A 15,955-nucleotide genomic window follows, 5' to 3' on the forward strand; every position below is an offset into this window, starting at 1 on the left:
CTACCGGTGGCGGGTCGCCGGCCTCAGGGGCGCTCGGCCGGACCGCCGTAGGTGCGCACGACGTAGCGCTCGATCCGCCGCGCCAGGTCGGCCAGGATCGTGCCCGCGGGATGGCTCGCCGGCCAGGCGCAGAACAGGCGGATGCTCACCGGCCGCCGGTCCGCCGTGAGGACGGCCATCTGGACAAGGCCGAACCGGGGATCGTCGGAGACCACCGCGACTCCCCGTCCGGCGGCCGCGAGCGCCTGGGCGACGGTTCCGTTGCTCGCCTCGATGACCGCCGACGGGGCGACCCCGTCCGCGAGGGCCGCCGCGTCGAAGGCCTGGCGTGCCGAGTGGCCGGGCGGCGGCAGCACCAGATCCTCGGCGGCGAGGTCCGCGACGGTGACCGCCGCCCGGGCCGCCCACGCGTGGCCCGGTGGCGCGTACGCCCAGAGCGGCAGCGGCGGCAGCGCCCGCGACTCCAGCGGCGGACGCGGGCGCCCGACCGTGATGACCAGGTCCGCGCCCAGCCGCCCGGCTTCCTCGGACCCCAGGCCGTCGGAGGCGAAGACCGCCGGGACGGGGTCGTCTGCGGCCAGCGTGACCAGGAACGGCGAGATGACATCGGTCAGCGTGGTGGTCGGCGCGGCGATCGTCACGCGCGCGAGCCGGCCACCGGCCTGCAACTCGGCCGCCGTTCGCAGCGCGTCGGCCCGCGCCAGCAGATCGCGCGCGATGGGGAGCAGCGCCCGCCCCGCCGAGGACAGGTGCAGGCGCCCGTTCGCCCGATCGAACAGGGCCACGCCGAGCTCACGCTCCAGGCCCCGCAACTGCCGCGACAGCGACGGCTGGGCGACCCTGACCCGCTCGGCCGCCCCCCGCACGGTGCCGGCCTCCGCTACCGCGACGAAGTAGGCGACGGTTCGAAGCTCCACCCCAGCACTGTATGCCTCTGAGGCATCAACCTGATCGCAAGCGAGTATTGGACAGCATCAGGGCAGCTCAACAAGGCTTACCTCCAGCCCCTTTGAGAGGTGAACGATGTCCCTTCCCCAAAGCCGCCATCTCGTCACGGAGGTGCCCGGACCCCGGTCGCGCGCGTTGATGGCGAGGAAGCTGGCGGCGGTCGCCAGCGGCGTCGGTACGACCATGCCGGTCTTCGCACACCGCGCGGCTGGCGGCATCGTCGAGGACGTCGACGGCAACCGGCTGATCGATCTCGGTTCGGGCATCGCGGTCACCACCGTCGGCAACAGCGCGCCCCGCGTGGTCGAGGCGGTCACCGAGCAGGTCGCCGCCTTCACGCACACCTGCTTCATGGTGACGCCCTACGAGTCGTACGTGGCGGTCGCCGAGGCGTTGAACCGGCTCACCCCCGGTGACCATCCGAAGCGCACCGCGTTGTTCAACTCCGGCGCGGAAGCGGTGGAGAACGCCGTCAAGATCGCCCGCAGCTTCACCGGCCGCCCGGCGGTCGTCGCCTTCGACCACGGCTACCACGGCCGCACCAACCTGACGATGGCGCTGACCGCCAAGAACATGCCGTACAAGCACGGGTTCGGGCCGTTCGCACCGGAGATCTACCGGGCGCCGCTGTCCTATCCGTTCCGGGACGGCAAGGAGGTCGACGGCGAGGCGGCGGCCCGGCGCGCGCTGCTGCTGATCGACAAACAGGTCGGCGCGGACAACCTCGCGGCGCTCGTCATCGAGCCGATCCAGGGCGAGGGAGGCTTCATCGAACCCGCCCCGGGCTTCCTGCCCACGCTGGCGGAGTGGTGTCGCGCGCACGGCGTCGTCTTCGTGGCGGACGAGGTGCAGACCGGCTTCGCACGGACCGGAGACCTCTTCGCCTGCGACCACGAAGGTCTCGTGCCGGACCTGATCGTCACCGCCAAGGGGATCGCCGGCGGTCTGCCGCTCTCCGCGGTCACCGGGCGCGCGGAGATCATGGACGCCCCGCACCTCGGCGGCCTCGGCGGCACGTACGGCGGCAACCCGCTCGCGTGCGTCGCGGCCCTCGCCGCCATCACCGCGATCGAGGAAGAGGACCTCGCCGGCCGCGCCCGCCAGATCGAGCGGCTGACGAAGGACCGACTGCACCGTGTCCAAGGCACCGACGCCCGGATCGGTGACGTACGCGGCCGGGGCGCGATGATCGCCGTCGAGCTGGTGAAGGCCGGCACCACCGAGCCCGACCCGGACCTCGCCCGCGCGGTCGCGGCCGCGGCCCACCGGCAGGGCGTCATCGTGCTGACCTGCGGCACGTACGGCAACGTCCTGCGGTTCCTGCCACCGTTGACGATCTCCGACGCGTTGCTGACCGAAGCCCTGGACGTACTCCAGACCGCGTTCGCGGAGGTACCGGCATGATCGACACGCTCGACCCCGCCCGCGGCGTGGTGATCGGGGGCCGGTACCGCCGGGGCGGCGCCGGGCTCTTCGAGGTCGAGGACCCGGCCACCGGTCGCGTCGTGGCCTCGGTCGCCGACGGTGACGCTGCCGACGCGGCCGACGCCGTCACCGCCGCCGCGACGGCGTTCGACGGCTGGCGCGCGTGGGCGCCGCGCCGGCGGTCCGAGACCCTGCAACTGGCCCACGCGCTGATGCTGCGGGACGCCGACGCCCTCGCCGCGACGATCAGCCGGGAGAACGGGAAGTCCCGCGCCGACGCCCACAGCGAGGTCACCTATGCCGCGGAGTTCTTCCGCTGGTTCGCCGAGGAAGCCGTGCGCACCGGTGGTGACTACGGTCCCGCGCCCGGCGGTGGCGCCCGCACGCTGGTCACCAGCCGGCCGGTCGGCGTCGCGGCGCTGGTGACCCCGTGGAACTTCCCGGCGGCCATGGTGACCCGCAAGCTCGCGCCCGCGCTGGCCGCCGGCTGCACCGCCGTGCTCAAGCCGGCCGCCGAGACGCCGCTGACCGCACTGGCCCTCGTCCGGCTGCTCGCCGAGGCCGGAGTCCCGGACGGGGTCGTCAACGTCGTCCCGACCACCGATCCGGAAGCGGTGGTGGGGACCTGGCTGCGCGACCCGCGGGTCCGCAAGGTCTCCTTCACCGGGTCCACGCGCGTCGGCCGGCATCTGCTGCGCCAGGCGGCCGACCGCGTGGTGAACACGTCGATGGAACTCGGCGGCAACGCGCCCTTCGTGGTCACCGCCGGCGCCGACCTCGACGCGGCCGTCGACGGGGCGATGGTCGCCAAGTTTCGCGGCGGCGGCCAGGCCTGCACCGCCGCCAACCGCTTCTACGTCCACGCCGACGTGGTCGACGACTTCACCGCGCGCCTCGGCGAGCGGGTCGAGGCGCTCACGGTCGGGCCGGCCGACACCGGCGCCGACATCGGACCGCTGATCTCCAGCGCCGCCGTCGACCGGATCACCTCCCTGATCCACGGCGCCGTGCGCCAGGGCGCGCGGGTCGCCCACCGCGCCACGGTCCCCGCCGCCAAGGGCTGGTTCCTCGCCCCGACGGTACTGGCCGACGTGCCGGCCGACGCCGCCATCCTCACCGAGGAGATCTTCGGACCGGTCGCGCCGATCGTCGCCTGGCACCACGAGGCGGACCTGCTGCGCCAGGTCAACGCGACCGAGATGGGCCTGGCCGCGTACGTGTACGCCGCGGACGCCGGTCACGCGCTGCGGCTCGCCGAACAGATCGAGGCCGGCATGGTCGGCGTCAACCGCGGCGTGGTCTCCGACCCCGCCGCGCCGTTCGGCGGGACGAAGCAGTCCGGGGTCGGCCGCGAGGGCGCCCGCGCCGGTCTCGACGCCTTCCTCGAGACGCAGTACTTCTCCGTGGACTGGCCGTGACGTCCAGGTCGCGTCAGGCGGCGGTGGTGACGGTCAACAGCGGATCGGGAAGCGCGGCGATGCGGTTCGCGGCGCCCTGCTGGATCACGGCCGAGGCGCCGCTGTAGCCGGCGTACGTGTTGAAACCCCATTTCACCTGGCCTACCCCGACCGCGCTGGACACATAGGCGAGCGGCGTGGCGGTGGTCGCCCTCGTCCCGGTACGGGCGAACCGGTTGCCGAGGAACGCGATCTGCCGGCCGCCGGTCACCGAGATCCAGCCCCGGTTGGCGGCGGCGCCTCCCGTGGCGGAGGCCAGGGTCGGGCACGCCGAGCTGCCCGGGCCGCGGCGCCCGGGAAACGGGGCTACGGCACGACGGTGACCGGCCACCGGCCGGCCTTGACCAGGCGGATCGCGAGTGAGCCGGCGAAGCGGTGCCCGGCGCGCGTCGACGCGCCGACGATCACGCCGTCGGCGCTGACCTCGTCGGCGACCCGCACCAGCTCGGCGTACGGGTCGCCGTGGACCTCGTGGAACGTCGCCCGCACACCGGCCGCCGCGGCCCCCTCCACCACCTGCCGGCGCAGGTCCTCGGCCAGCTCGTGGTCGGCCTGCCGGGCCACGGCGGCGGCGCCGGGCGCGAGGCCGACGAAGGCGCTGACGCGGGAGACGTAGACGACGATGAGGCGGGAGCGCTGGCGGCGGGCGAGGCCGGCCGCGTACGCGCCGGCACGCATCGACGTGGTCGAGCCGTCGACGCCCACGACGAGCACCTTGGGACCGTCTGTGCCGAGCTCGAACTCACTCACGGGCCTCAGTATGGTGCGCCGTCAGGGAATGAGCACGGCCGCGCCCTCGACCCCGCCGCCGGCCAGGTCGGCCAGCGCGGTGTCGGCGGCGGTCAGCGGGTACGTGGTGGTGGCGACCCGCAGCCGGTGGTCGCCGGCGAAGGCGAGCAGGTCGCGACCGTCCGCCCGCGTGTTGGCGGTGACGCTGCGGAGCTGCCGCTCCTGGAAGAGGTGCCGGTCGTAGTCGAGCGCCGGGATGTCGCTGAGGTGGATGCCGGCGATGGCGAGCGTGCCGCCCCGGTCGAGCGCGGCCAGCGCCACCGGTACGAGGCCGCCGGCCGGCGCGAAGAGGAGCGCGGAGTCGAGCGGCTCGGGTACGTCGTCGGCGCTGCCCGCGGTGGCGGCGCCGAGTTCGAGGGCGAGCGCGCGGGCCGCCGCCGAGCGGGTGAAGACATGCACCTGCGCGCCCTGGGCGACCGCGACCTGGACGGTGATGTGGGCGGAGGCGCCGAAGCCGTACACGCCGAGGCGCCCGCCGGGCGGCAGGTCGGCCCTGCGCAGCGCCCGGAAGCCGATGATGCCGGCGCAGAGCAGCGGGGCGACCTCCACGTCGGAGTAGCGCTCGGGCAGTCGGTATACGTATGCAGCGGGCGCCACCGCGTACTCCGCGTAGCCGCCGTCGGCGTCCCAGCCGGTGTACCGGGACTCGGGGCAGAGGTTTTCCGTGCCGCGCAGGCAGTACCGGCAGCGGCCGCAGGTGTGCCGCAGCCAGGCCGCCCCGGCCCGCTCCCCCACGCGCCAGCCGGTCACGCCGGGGCCGAGCGCCACCACCTCGCCGACGATCTGGTGACCGGGCGTCACGTGCGGGCGGTGCACCGGCAGGTCGCCCGCCACCACGTGCAGGTCCGTACGGCAGACGGCACATGCCCGTACCGCCAAAAGCAACTCCCCGGCCGCCGGCTCCGGACGGGGCCGGGCCACGGCGCGCAGGGGGCTCGTGCCGATCGGACCCGGCTGCCGCACCTCCCAGGCCAGCATGTCGGTCACCCTGGCGATTGTTCCCTACGTGGCTGGAGCGGCGGGCCGGTAACGGCACAGTGGACCCGGACCGGCGACTCCTCCGGCCGGGTCACCCGGGAGGGAACCCACACCGCGGCCGCCACCGCGCCGGCGAGCAGCAGCCCGGCGCTGATCAGCATGGCGCCGTGGTACACCGGCGCGAGGTCGCCGGGGTCGGTGAGGCTGCCCGCGCCGATCCCGGCGGCCAGCGGGAGCGTCGCGACGGCGAGCAGGCCGGCGGCGCGGGCGACCGCGTTGTTGACCCCGCTGGCGATGCCGGCGTGCCGTTCCGGCACCGAGCCGAGCGCGGTGGCGGTGAGCGGCGCGACGGTCAGCGAGAGGCCGAGGCCGAGCAGGGCGGCGGCGGGGAGCACCTCGGTGAGGTACCGGGCGTCCGCGCCGATCCGGGCGAACAGCAGCAGCGCGCCCGCGCAGACGACCGGGCCGGCGGTCATCGGGATGCGCGGCCCGATCCGCTGGCCGAGCGCGCCGGCGCGGGCCGAGAGCAGCAGCATCAGCACGGTCACCGGCAGCAGCGCCGTGCCGGCCGCGAGCGGGCTGAATCCGGTCACCACCTGGAGGTTGAGCACGACCAGGAACATCACCCCGCCGAGGGCCGCGTACACGGCGAAGGTGACCAGGTTGGCGGCGGTGAAGGCGCGGATCCGGAAGAGTTCCAGCGGCAGCATGGGGTGGCGCGACCGGCGCTCGACCACGATGAACGCGGCCAGCCCGGCCACGCCGACCGCCAGCGCCCCGAGCACCGCCGGCGAGCCGGGGCCGTCGGCCGCCCAGGCGGTGAAGCCGTACGTGAGGCCGGCGAGCCCCGCCGCGCCGGTGAGCAGGCCGGCGATGTCGAAGCCGCGTACGGTCGCGAAGGGGCCGGTGCGGGCGGCGGGCACCGCGTCGGGGTCGGCCGACTCGGGTACGTGGCGCACCGCGACCGCGATCACCAGCGCGGCCAGCGGCACGTTGATCAGGAAGATCAGCCGCCAGGTGGCGGACTCGACCAGCCAGCCGCCGAGGAACGGGCCGACCGCGCCCGCCACGCCCGTCAGCCCGGACCAGGCGCCGATCGCCTTGGCCCGGTCGTCCTCGGCGAACGACGCCTCCAGGATCGCCAGCGAGCCGGGCGTGAGCAGCGCGCCGCCGATGCCCTGGAGGACCCGGGCGACGATCAGCGCCTCCGCGTTGGGGGCGAGGCCGCACAGCAGCGAGGCGACCGCGAACCAGGCCACGCCGACCACGAACACGCGCCGCCGCCCGAACCGGTCGCCGAGCGAGCCGCCGAGCAGGATCAGCGACGCGAGGCTGAGCGTGTAGCCGTTGACCGTCCACTGGAGAGCGGCCGCGCCCGCGCCGAACTCCTCACCGATGTGGGGCAGCGCGATGTTGACCACGGTGACGTCGAGGAACGTGAGCCCGCTGCCGAGCACGGTGGCCAGCAGCACCCACCGGCCGGCGGGCGACGCGTACCGCACCATGATCCATAGGGTACGGCGTTCAGCCCGTCCTGGCGGTCTGCGGCCGGGCCGTGTCGAGCGGCACCGCCGGCCCCCGGATCAGTCCAAGCTGGACGGTCTGGCGGGGCAGCGCCGCGTTGAGCAGCCAGTCGGAGGCGGTGCGTACGCGGTTGCCGGGCATGGCGAGCAGGTGGTAGCCGGCGGTGACCGCCTTCGCCACCGGACCGCCGAGCGGGATGCCGAACGGGTCGGCCGCCGCCTGCACGCCGCCGAGGTCGACCACGAAGCCGAGGTCGTGGTGCTTGTACGCGCGGGGCCGCCCCTGGCCGTACGCCGCCGCGATGTTGCGCGCGGCGAGCCGGCCCTGGCGGCTGGCGTGCTGCGCGGTCATCGCGGTGATCTCGCCGGGCCGGGTCAGGTCGGGCACCGCCGCCGCGTCGCCGCAGGCGAGCACCTCGGGGCGGCCGGGCACCGCCAGGTACTCGTCGACCACCAGCCGCCCCTTGTTGGTGGCCAGGCCGAGGTCGGCGACGAGCGGGTCGGGGCGTACGCCCACGCACCACGCCAGCGTGCGCGTGGGCAGGAAGCCGTCGTCGGTCAGGTGCACGCCGTCGTGCGTCGCCTCCCGCACCGAGGTGCCCATCCGCACGTCGACGTCGCGCTCGCGGAGCACGCGGTCGGCCGTGCGGGAGAGCCGCTGGTCGAGTTCGGGAAGTACCCGGTCGGCGACGTCGAGCAGCAGCCACCGGACCGGCTCGTCGGCCAGGCGGGGGTGGCGGGCGACCAGGTCTCGGGTGAAGAGCGCGCCGTGCGCGGCCACCTCGGTGCCGGTGTAGCCGGCCCCCACCACCACGAACGTCAGCCGGGCCGCCCGCTCCGCCCGGTCGTCGGTGGCGTCGGCCAGCTCGACCTGGCGGGTCACGTGGTCGCGCAGGTACAGCGCCTCGGAGATGCCCCGGAAGCCGTGCGCGTGCTCGGCCACGCCCGGGATCGGCAGCAGCTTGTTGACGCTGCCGGCGGCGAGCACCAGCCGGTCGTACGGCAGCGTGCCGGTGCCGCCCTCCGGGTCGGTGTAGTCGACCCGCCGCGCGTCCAGGTCGACGCCGGTGGCGCGGCCGAGCACCAGCCGCACGCCTTCGCCGATCGTGTCCGGGATCGACACCGCGATCCGCCGCGGTTCGAGGCCAGCGGTGGCCACCTCGGGCAGCAGCGGGAGGTACAGGAAGTAGTCGGTCGGGTTGAGGAGCATGATGTCCGCCCGCCCCCGCGCCAGCCGGCCGAGCTTGCGGGCGCACTGGTAGCCGGCGAACCCGGCCCCGACGATGACGATCCGTGGACGAGCCATTGATCAACCTCTCCTGCTCGGTTTGGGCAGGGCTCCTTCGGGTTACCACAAGTGTGGCGCCGAACGGCCGGCGCGGCGGGCGTTTCGCACCGCCGGTCCGGCTTCCTCCCCGGGGGCGCCACGGCGGGGCCCGGCAGGCAGGGGACGCGTGACCGCGAGCCCGGGCTCCGCTCTCTAACCTTCCCCCCGCAGCTACCCGAGCGCGTGGAGCGCAAACCTCGCTACGCCCACGCCCTGCCCGGCCGGCGGGACGCTCACGCCCGGCCGCTGGCGTGCGCGAGGGCCGACGGGGTCAGCCGGCCGACGATGGCCGGCGCCTCGTGCACGAGGGCGTCGTCCTCGATCGCCTCGATCATGAAGAGGGCGTAGTCGACGCGGCGCGTGCGGTTGCTCGCCAGGATCGGGTCGCCGACGTGCCGGCTCCACACCGGCAGGCCCTGGCTCGGACCCTCCTCCAGGTCGCTGCCGCGCACGACGGTCCAGCGCGTGTCGCTGGCGAAGATCCGCCGGCACGCCTCCACCTGGTCACCCACGTCGATGACCCGGGCGAGCTTCGCCAGCCGCCCCACCACGGCCTCGGCGAGCTTGAACCTCCAGCTGTACACGTCCTTCCCGTCCCGGCTGATGTGCCAGCCGCAGGAGAAGATCAGCCGGGCGTCCGGAGGCGCGTGGTCGAGCACGGCCTGTGCCGTGCCCGACGCGTAGTGGTCGGTCCCCCACGGCACCAGCACCGTGAGCACGGCGTCGCATCCGCGCACCGCCCGCTCGATGACCGCGCGGTCGTTGGTCGCCCCGCCGATCACCGTCATCCGCCCCTCGAAGTCGGCGAGCTTGTGCACGCTCCGCTCCCGGCAGACGCCGACGACCTCGTAGCCCTGGTCCAGCAAGTGCCGCACCAGGTGGCGCCCGAGCTTTCCGGACGCGCCGACGACGCACACCCGCTCCCGCCCGCCCGGCCGCTCGACTCCGCCTTCCATGACACCCTCCTCAATCCGCCGCCCATGTGCGCCTTTACACTGTACGGTACGGCCGTACAGTGTACGGTCGTCAAGCCCGGACAATCGAACAGGAGGCAAAAAAGTGGTTCAGGAGCGTCCACCTCGCCGCGAACCGCTCACCAGGACGACGGTGCTGCACGCGGCGGTCGCGATGGCGGACGAGGCGGGCACCGGCGTGCCGAGCATGCGCAATCTCGCCGACCGGCTCGGCGTCAAGGCGATGGCGCTCTACCACCACTTCCGCAACAAGGACGTGCTCCTCGACCACATGATCGATCTCGTCTTCAGCGAGGTCGAGCTGCCGCCGGAAGGCGTCGACTGGCAGGTGGCCATGCGGCGGCGGGCGGTCTCGATGCGCGGCGCGCTGATCCGGCATCCGTGGGCGATCGGCCTGATGGACTCGCGGACCAACCCCGGCCACGCGACCCTGCGCCACCACGACGCGGTGATCGGCCGCCTGCGGTCGGAGGGCTTCTCGATCGCCGGCGCGGCGCACGCGTTCTCGGTGCTGGACAGCTACATCTACGGCTTCACGCTCCAGGAGCTCAGCCTGCCCTTCGAGTCGCCGGCCGGGCTCGAAGGCGTGGCCGGCTCGATCCTGGAGGAACTGCCCGGCGACGAGTTTCCGCACCTGGCCGAGATGATCGTCGAGCGCGGCGGGCGGCCCGGCTACGCGTACACCGAGGAGTTCGACGTCGGACTCGACCTGATCCTGGACGGGCTGCGGCGACAGCGCGAGAGCTGGCCCTGACCCTCGCCAAGGGCTCCACGACCGGTCAAACCGTGGGTTGGATGTCACACGGGCGGGGTATGGTCGCGACCGTGCCACATCTCGAATCGGTAACACATCCCGAATCGGTAACGACGCGCTCCCCGGGGAGTGTGGTCACGGATCGGGCCAGTGCCGAGGGCTACGTGGGGCGGGTCTGTTTCAAGACCGGGCCGCCCCGACACGTGGGCATCGAGCTCGAATGGACCGTTCACCACGCCGACGACCCCTCCCGACCCCTCGACCCCGCCGCGCTCGCCGCGGCACTCGGTGACCACGCGCCGCCAAGCCTGCGGCCCGACAGCCCGCACGCGGCCCTGCCGCACGGCGGCACCGTCACCCTCGAGCCGGGCGGCCAGGTGGAGATCTCCACCCCGCCCGAGTCCTCCCTCTCCCGACTGCACACCGGCACGGCGGCCGACATCGACTACCTCACGGCCCGCCTGGCCGGCGCCGGCCTGCGCCTCGGCGACCAGGGGTGCGATCCACACCGGCCGGCGCGGCGGATCCTGCGCACCTCCCGCTACGCCGCGATGGAGCGGGCGTTCGACCGGATCGGCCCGCACGGCCGCGCCTGGATGTGCGGGTCCGCCGGGCTCCAGGTCTGTCTCGACGCGGGTACGCCGGAGCGGGTCGCCGCCCGCTGGACCGCGCTCCACCGGCTCGGCCCGGTGCTGCTCGCCCTCTTCGCCAACTCGCCCCACCAGGCGGGCGCGGCGACCGGATGGGCGTCCAGCCGGGTCCTCGCCTGGCGCGAGACCGACCCGAGCCGCACCCATCCCCCGGCCCCCGGTGACGGCGACGCGGACGCCTGGGCCCGCCGCATCGTCGACACGCCGGTGCTCCTCGTCCGCGAGGGCGCCGAGGTGCGCGACCTGCCGGGGCCGCTCACGTTCGCCGACTGGATCGCCGGGGTGGCGGGCGCGCCGCGGCGGCCGCCCACCTACGACGATCTCGACTACCACCTCTCCACGCTCTTCACGCCGGTGCGGGCCCGGGGCTACCTCGAGGTCCGCTACCTGGACGCCCAGCCCTGCGGCGACTGGCTCGCCCCCGTGGCCGTACTCACCGCGCTCTTCGCTCGTGAGGAGACGGTCGACGAGGCGTCCGCGCGGGCGCTGCCCGCCGCGGACCGGTGGGTGGCGGCGGCGCGCGACGGCCTCGGCGACCCGGTGGTCGGCGCGGTCGTGCCGGAGGTGCTGGAGCTGGCCCGCGACGCGCTCGCCGACACCGACCTCACCGCCGCGCAGGCCGGCGCGGTGACCGAACGGCTCCACCAGCTGAGCAGAGGAGGCCTCTCATGACCACCGACACCGACGTCCGCGCACTGGTCGCCGCCGAGCTCCAGCGGACCCGGCGGCGCAGCGCCGTCCTGACCGACGCCGTGGACGACGACGATCTGGTGCGCCAGCACTCCCCGCTCATGTCGCCGCTGGTGTGGGATCTCGCCCACGTCGGCAACCAGGAGGAGCTGTGGCTCGTCCGCGACGTCGGCGGGCGCGAGCCGGTACGGGCCGACATCGACCAGCTCTACGACGCCTTCAAGCACGCCCGCTCCGACCGCCCCCAGCTCCCGCTGCTCGGGCCGGCCGAGGCGCGCGCCTACACGCGCACGGTCCGCGACAAGGTGCTCGACCTGCTCGAACGCGTGCCGCTGGAGGGGCGGCCGCTGGTCGACCAGGGGTTCGCGTTCGGCATGATCGTGCAGCACGAGCAGCAGCACGACGAGACCATGCTCGCCACCCACCAGCTCCGGGTCGGGCCGCCGGTGCTCTCGGCCGCGCCGCCGCCACGTCCCTCGGCCGCCGCCGGCGGGGAGGCGCTGATCCCGGCCGGGGCGTTCACCATGGGCACCTCCACCGAGCCCTGGGCACTCGACAACGAGCGACCCGCGCACACGCTCGACCTGCCGGCGTACCTGATCGACCGCGCGCCGGTCACCAACCGGCAGTACCAGGAGTTCGTCGACGCGGGCGGCTACGACGACGCGCGGTGGTGGAGCGCCGAGGGGTGGGCGCACCGGCGGCGGGCGGGGCTCACCGGCCCGATGCACTGGCACGGCGACGGCACGTACACGCGCTTCGGGCGGCGCGAGCCGCTCGTGCCGGACGAGCCGGTGGTGCACGTCTGCTGGTACGAGGCGGCGGCCTACGCGGCGTGGGCCGGCAAGCGCCTGCCGACCGAGGCGGAGTGGGAGAAGGCGGCCCGCTTCGACCCGGCGACCGGGCGCTCCCGCCGGTACCCGTGGGGCGACGAGGACCCCGACGAGCGCCACGCCAACCTGGGGCAGCGGCACCTCTCGCCCGCGCCGGTGGGCGCATACCCGGCGGGCGCCTCGCCGTCCGGCGTACACCAACTGATCGGCGACGTGTGGGAGTGGACCTCGTCCGACTTCGCCGGCTACCCCGGGTTCGCCCCGTTCCCCTACCGGGAGTACTCGGAGGTCTTCTTCGGCCCGGAGTACAAGGTGCTGCGCGGCGGGTCGTTCGGCACCGACCGCGCGGCGTGCCGGGGCACGTTCCGCAACTGGGACTACCCGATCCGGCGACAGATCTTCAGCGGCTTCCGGTGCGCCCGGTCCGCGCCGGTCTCGCTCGGCGGGCTCGCCCCCGACGAGGAGTTCGCCTAGTGTGCCGGCACCTGGCGTACGTGGGGCCGCCCGTCGCACTCGCGGCGCTGCTCCTCGACCCGCCACACTCGCTGCTGCGCCAGTCCTGGGCGCCCCGCGACATGCGCGGCGGCGGCACGATCAACGCGGACGGCTTCGGGGTCGGTTGGTATCCACCTGCCCCCGAGGCCACCGGCGGGACCGGACCCGCGGCGGCCAGTGGTGTGGACGGGCCGGTACGGCTGCGCCGGGCGAGTCCGATGTGGAGTGACACCGGGCTGGCCGAGCTGGCCCGGGTCACCGTGTCGACCGCGGTACTGGCGGCGGTGCGGTCCGCGACGGTCGGGATGCCGGTGGTCGAGACCGCCAACGCCCCGTTCGCCGGCGACGGCCTGCTCCTCAGCCACAACGGGCGGATCATGGGCTGGCCGGGGAGCGTCGCCGACCTCGCCCGGCGGCTCCCCGTCACCGACCTGCTCACGCTCGACGCGCCGACCGACGCCGCGTTCCTCTGGGCGTTCGTGCGGCACCGGCTGCGCGGTGGCGAAGACCCGGCCACCGCGCTCGCCGCGACCGTCGCCGAGGTCACCGCCGCCGCGCCCGACTCGCGGCTCAACCTGCTGCTCACCGACGGCCACCGGATCTACGCCACCACGGCCGGCCACTCGCTCTGGATCCGCCCGGCCGAGACCGTCCCGACCCGCCACACCGCCGAGGCCCAGCCCGGCGCGGGCTTCGCACGCACCGCTGTGGGCGAGGCCCAGCCCGGCGCGGGCTCCGCCCGCGCCGCCTCGGGCGGCGCCCGCGAGGCCCAGCCCGCCTCGGGCGGAGGCCGGCACGGCGCGGCCGGGTTCGTGGTGGTCGCGTCGGAGCCGTTCGACGACGACCCCACCTGGCAGCCCGTCCCCGACCGCCGGCTCGTCGTGGCCGACCCGACGACGCACACCGTGGAGGACCTGTGAGGCTCGAGACCCACCTGACCGAAGACGACCTGGCCCGCGCGCTGCGTGACGACGCCCGCGCCGGGCTCACCGCCACGCCCAAGACCCTCCCGCCGAAGTGGTTCTACGACGGCCGGGGCAGCGAGCTCTTCGAGCGGATCACCGAGCTGCCGGAGTACTACCCGACCCGGGCCGAGCGGGCCGCGCTCACCGCGCACGCCACCGAGATCGCCGAGGTGACCGGCGCGAAGACGCTCGTCGAGCTGGGCTCCGGCTCCTCCGGCAAGACCCGGCTGCTGCTCGACGCGCTGCACCGCCACGGCACGCTCGGCCGGTTCGTACCGCTGGACGTCTCCGAGCCGGCCCTCCGCGCGGCCGCCACCGCGATCGACGCCGACTACCCCGACCTCGACGTACACGCCATCGCCGGCGACTTCACCCGCCACCTCGAGGAGATACCGGCCGGCGACGGGCGGCTGGTGGCGTTCCTGGGCGGCACGATCGGCAACTTCGAGCCGGCCGAGCGGGCCCGATTCCTGGCCGGCCTGCGCGCCGTGCTGCACCCCGGCGAGTGGTTCCTGATCGGCACCGACCTGGTCAAGGACGAGGCGACGCTCGTCGCGGCGTACGACGACAGCGCCGGTGTCACCGCCGACTTCAACCGCAACGTGCTGCGCGTGCTCAACCGCCAGCTCGGCGCCGACTTCGACCCGGAAGCGTTCGCCCATGTGGCCCACTGGGACGCGGACGAGGAGTGGATCGAGATGCGGCTGCGCGCCGAGCGCCCGATGCGGGTACGCGTCGCCGGCCTCGGCCTCGACGTGGCGTTCGCGGAAGGCGAGGAGCTGCGCACGGAGGTCTCCGCGAAGTTCCGCCGGGAGGGGATCGCGGCCGAGCTGGCGGCGGCCGGCTTCGAGCCGGTGCGGTGGTGGACCGACCCGGCGGGGCGTTTCGGCGTGACGCTGGCCCGGGCCGCCAGCCGGTGATCGACGTCGAGCGGGCGCGGCGGGAGACGCCCGGCTGCGCTCACGTCGCCCACCTCAACAACGCCGGCTCCGCCCTCCCGCCCGCCGCCGTGACCGACGCCGTCGTCGGCCACCTCCGCCTGGAGGAGCGGATCGGCGGGTACGAGGCGGCCGACGTCGCCGCCCCGGAGGTGGAGCGCGCGTACACGGCGATCGCCCGCCTGATCGGCTGCGCGCCGGGCGAGGTCGCGGTGGTGGAGAACGCCACGCGCGCCTGGGACATGGCCTTCTACGCGTTCCGCTTCCGGCCGGGCGACCGCATCCTGACGGTGCGCACCGAGTACGCGAGCAACGTCATCGCGCTGCTCCAGGTGGCGTCCCGCACCGGCTCGGTGGTCGAGGTGGTGGAGACCGACGAGCACGGGCTCCCCTCGCTCGACCACCTCGCCCGCGAGCTGGAGCGGGGCGCGGCGCTGGTAGCGGTCACCCACGTGCCCACGCACAGCGGGCTGGTCAACCCGGCGGCGGAGATCGGCGCGCTGGCCCGGGCGGCCGGCGTGCCGTACCTGCTGGACGCCTGCCAGTCGGTCGGGCAGCTCCCGGTCGACGTGGCCGGGATCGGCTGCGACATGCTCGCCGCCACCGGCCGCAAGTTCCTGCGCGGGCCGCGCGGCACCGGCTTCCTGTACGTCTCGGAGCGGCTGGTCGAGCGCCTCGAACCGCCCTTCCTCGACCTGCACGCGGCGACGTGGACCGCGCCGGGGGCGTACGAGATCCGCCCCGACGCGCGCCGCTTCGAGACCTGGGAGACCAACTACGCCGGCAAGATCGGGCTGGGCGTGGCGGTCGACTACGCGCTGGGCTGGGGGCTGGCCGCGATCGAGGAACGGGTCACCGCCCTCGCCGAGCGGCTGCGCGCCCAGCTCCACGAGGTGCCCGGCGTGACCGTACGCGACGCGGGCACACGCCGGTGCGGCATCGTCACGTTCACAGTGGACGGTGTGCCGGCGACCGAGGTCAGCCGGCGGCTGCGGGCGGCGGGGATCAACACGAGCGTCTCGCCGATGGAGTACGCCCGCCTCGACCTCGCCGCCCGCGGCCTGCCCGACCTGGTCCGCGCCTCGGTGCACTACTACAACACGGAGGAGGAGCTGGACCGCCTGTGCGCGGCGCTAGGGCGTGTTTCATGAGGGCCGGGCATGCTCTTATGAAACACGCCCTGGGCCCCGCCTCATAAGCGTCGCGGCC

The 15,955-nt window shown here is 74.6% G+C and carries 15 protein-coding genes; 8 read left to right on the forward strand and 7 right to left on the reverse strand.

What is annotated here, in order from left to right; genetic code table 11:
* Positions 1-23: 23 nt before the first annotated feature.
* Positions 24-917 (reverse strand): LysR family transcriptional regulator, encoded by an 894-nt coding sequence (locus ACFFIA_RS17205; protein WP_377252098.1) that lies wholly within the window; start codon positions 915-917, stop codon positions 24-26.
* Positions 918-1,023: 106 nt separating this feature from the next.
* Between ACFFIA_RS17205 and gabT the strand changes: the two genes are divergently transcribed.
* Entirely contained in the window at positions 1,024-2,352 is a 1,329-nt protein-coding gene (gene gabT, locus ACFFIA_RS17210) for a 4-aminobutyrate--2-oxoglutarate transaminase (RefSeq protein WP_377252100.1), read from the forward strand.
* Positions 2,349-3,791, forward strand: a complete 1,443-nt coding sequence (locus ACFFIA_RS17215; RefSeq protein ID WP_377252102.1) for an NAD-dependent succinate-semialdehyde dehydrogenase — start codon at positions 2,349-2,351, stop codon at positions 3,789-3,791. The genes gabT and ACFFIA_RS17215 overlap by 4 nt, the downstream gene beginning before the upstream one ends.
* A 13-nt stretch (positions 3,792-3,804) precedes the next feature.
* Here ACFFIA_RS17215 and ACFFIA_RS17220 read toward each other — a convergent pair whose 3' ends face one another.
* The 6 genes from ACFFIA_RS17220 to ACFFIA_RS17245 all read right to left on the reverse strand — a co-directional run bounded on the left by ACFFIA_RS17220 (position 3,805) and on the right by ACFFIA_RS17245 (position 9,403).
* Positions 3,805-4,161, reverse strand: coding sequence for a hypothetical protein (locus ACFFIA_RS17220; protein WP_377252160.1), 357 nt, complete (start codon positions 4,159-4,161; stop codon positions 3,805-3,807).
* Positions 4,137-4,580, reverse strand: coding sequence for a universal stress protein (locus ACFFIA_RS17225; protein ID WP_377252104.1), 444 nt, complete (start codon positions 4,578-4,580; stop codon positions 4,137-4,139). The genes ACFFIA_RS17220 and ACFFIA_RS17225 overlap by 25 nt, the downstream gene beginning before the upstream one ends.
* Positions 4,581-4,601: 21 nt before the next feature.
* Positions 4,602-5,597 carry a zinc-binding alcohol dehydrogenase family protein gene (locus ACFFIA_RS17230; RefSeq protein WP_377252158.1) on the reverse strand — a complete coding sequence of 332 codons (996 nt, stop codon included), beginning with the start codon at positions 5,595-5,597 and terminating at the stop codon, positions 4,602-4,604.
* Positions 5,598-5,602: 5 nt separating this feature from the next.
* Entirely contained in the window at positions 5,603-7,102 is a 1,500-nt protein-coding gene (locus ACFFIA_RS17235) for a DHA2 family efflux MFS transporter permease subunit (RefSeq protein WP_377252106.1), read from the reverse strand.
* Between the two features lie 19 nt (positions 7,103-7,121).
* Positions 7,122-8,426, reverse strand: a complete 1,305-nt coding sequence (locus tag ACFFIA_RS17240; protein ID WP_377252108.1) for an NAD(P)/FAD-dependent oxidoreductase — start codon at positions 8,424-8,426, stop codon at positions 7,122-7,124.
* A 254-nt stretch (positions 8,427-8,680) separates the two neighbouring features.
* Complete coding sequence (locus tag ACFFIA_RS17245; protein ID WP_377252110.1) at positions 8,681-9,403, reverse strand: NAD(P)-dependent oxidoreductase; 723 nt, start codon at positions 9,401-9,403, stop codon at positions 8,681-8,683.
* Between the two features lie 103 nt (positions 9,404-9,506).
* On the opposite strand from ACFFIA_RS17245, the gene ACFFIA_RS17250 reads away from it, so the two are divergent.
* The 6 genes from ACFFIA_RS17250 to ACFFIA_RS17275 all read left to right on the forward strand — a co-directional run bounded on the left by ACFFIA_RS17250 (position 9,507) and on the right by ACFFIA_RS17275 (position 15,897).
* On the forward strand, positions 9,507-10,175 hold the full coding sequence (locus tag ACFFIA_RS17250; RefSeq protein WP_377252112.1) for a TetR/AcrR family transcriptional regulator: 669 nt from the start codon (positions 9,507-9,509) through the stop codon (positions 10,173-10,175).
* Positions 10,176-10,306: 131 nt separating this feature from the next.
* Complete coding sequence (locus ACFFIA_RS17255) at positions 10,307-11,497, forward strand: glutamate-cysteine ligase family protein (protein WP_377252115.1); 1,191 nt, start codon at positions 10,307-10,309, stop codon at positions 11,495-11,497.
* Positions 11,494-12,822, forward strand: coding sequence for an ergothioneine biosynthesis protein EgtB (gene egtB / locus ACFFIA_RS17260; RefSeq protein WP_377252117.1), 1,329 nt, complete (start codon positions 11,494-11,496; stop codon positions 12,820-12,822). The genes ACFFIA_RS17255 and egtB overlap by 4 nt, the downstream gene beginning before the upstream one ends.
* Entirely contained in the window at positions 12,822-13,763 is a 942-nt protein-coding gene (gene egtC, locus ACFFIA_RS17265; RefSeq protein ID WP_377252119.1) for an ergothioneine biosynthesis protein EgtC, read from the forward strand. The genes egtB and egtC overlap by 1 nt, the downstream gene beginning before the upstream one ends.
* On the forward strand, positions 13,760-14,728 hold the full coding sequence (gene egtD, locus ACFFIA_RS17270) for an L-histidine N(alpha)-methyltransferase (RefSeq protein ID WP_377252121.1): 969 nt from the start codon (positions 13,760-13,762) through the stop codon (positions 14,726-14,728). Before egtC ends, egtD begins: the two co-directional genes overlap by 4 nt.
* Positions 14,671-15,897, forward strand: coding sequence for an aminotransferase class V-fold PLP-dependent enzyme (locus ACFFIA_RS17275; protein WP_377252123.1), 1,227 nt, complete (start codon positions 14,671-14,673; stop codon positions 15,895-15,897). Before egtD ends, ACFFIA_RS17275 begins: the two co-directional genes overlap by 58 nt.
* The last annotated feature ends 58 nt before the right edge of the window (positions 15,898-15,955 follow it).

The organism is Phytohabitans kaempferiae, assembly GCF_042433955.1.
Classification (GTDB): Bacteria; Actinomycetota; Actinomycetes; order Mycobacteriales; family Micromonosporaceae; genus Phytohabitans; species Phytohabitans kaempferiae.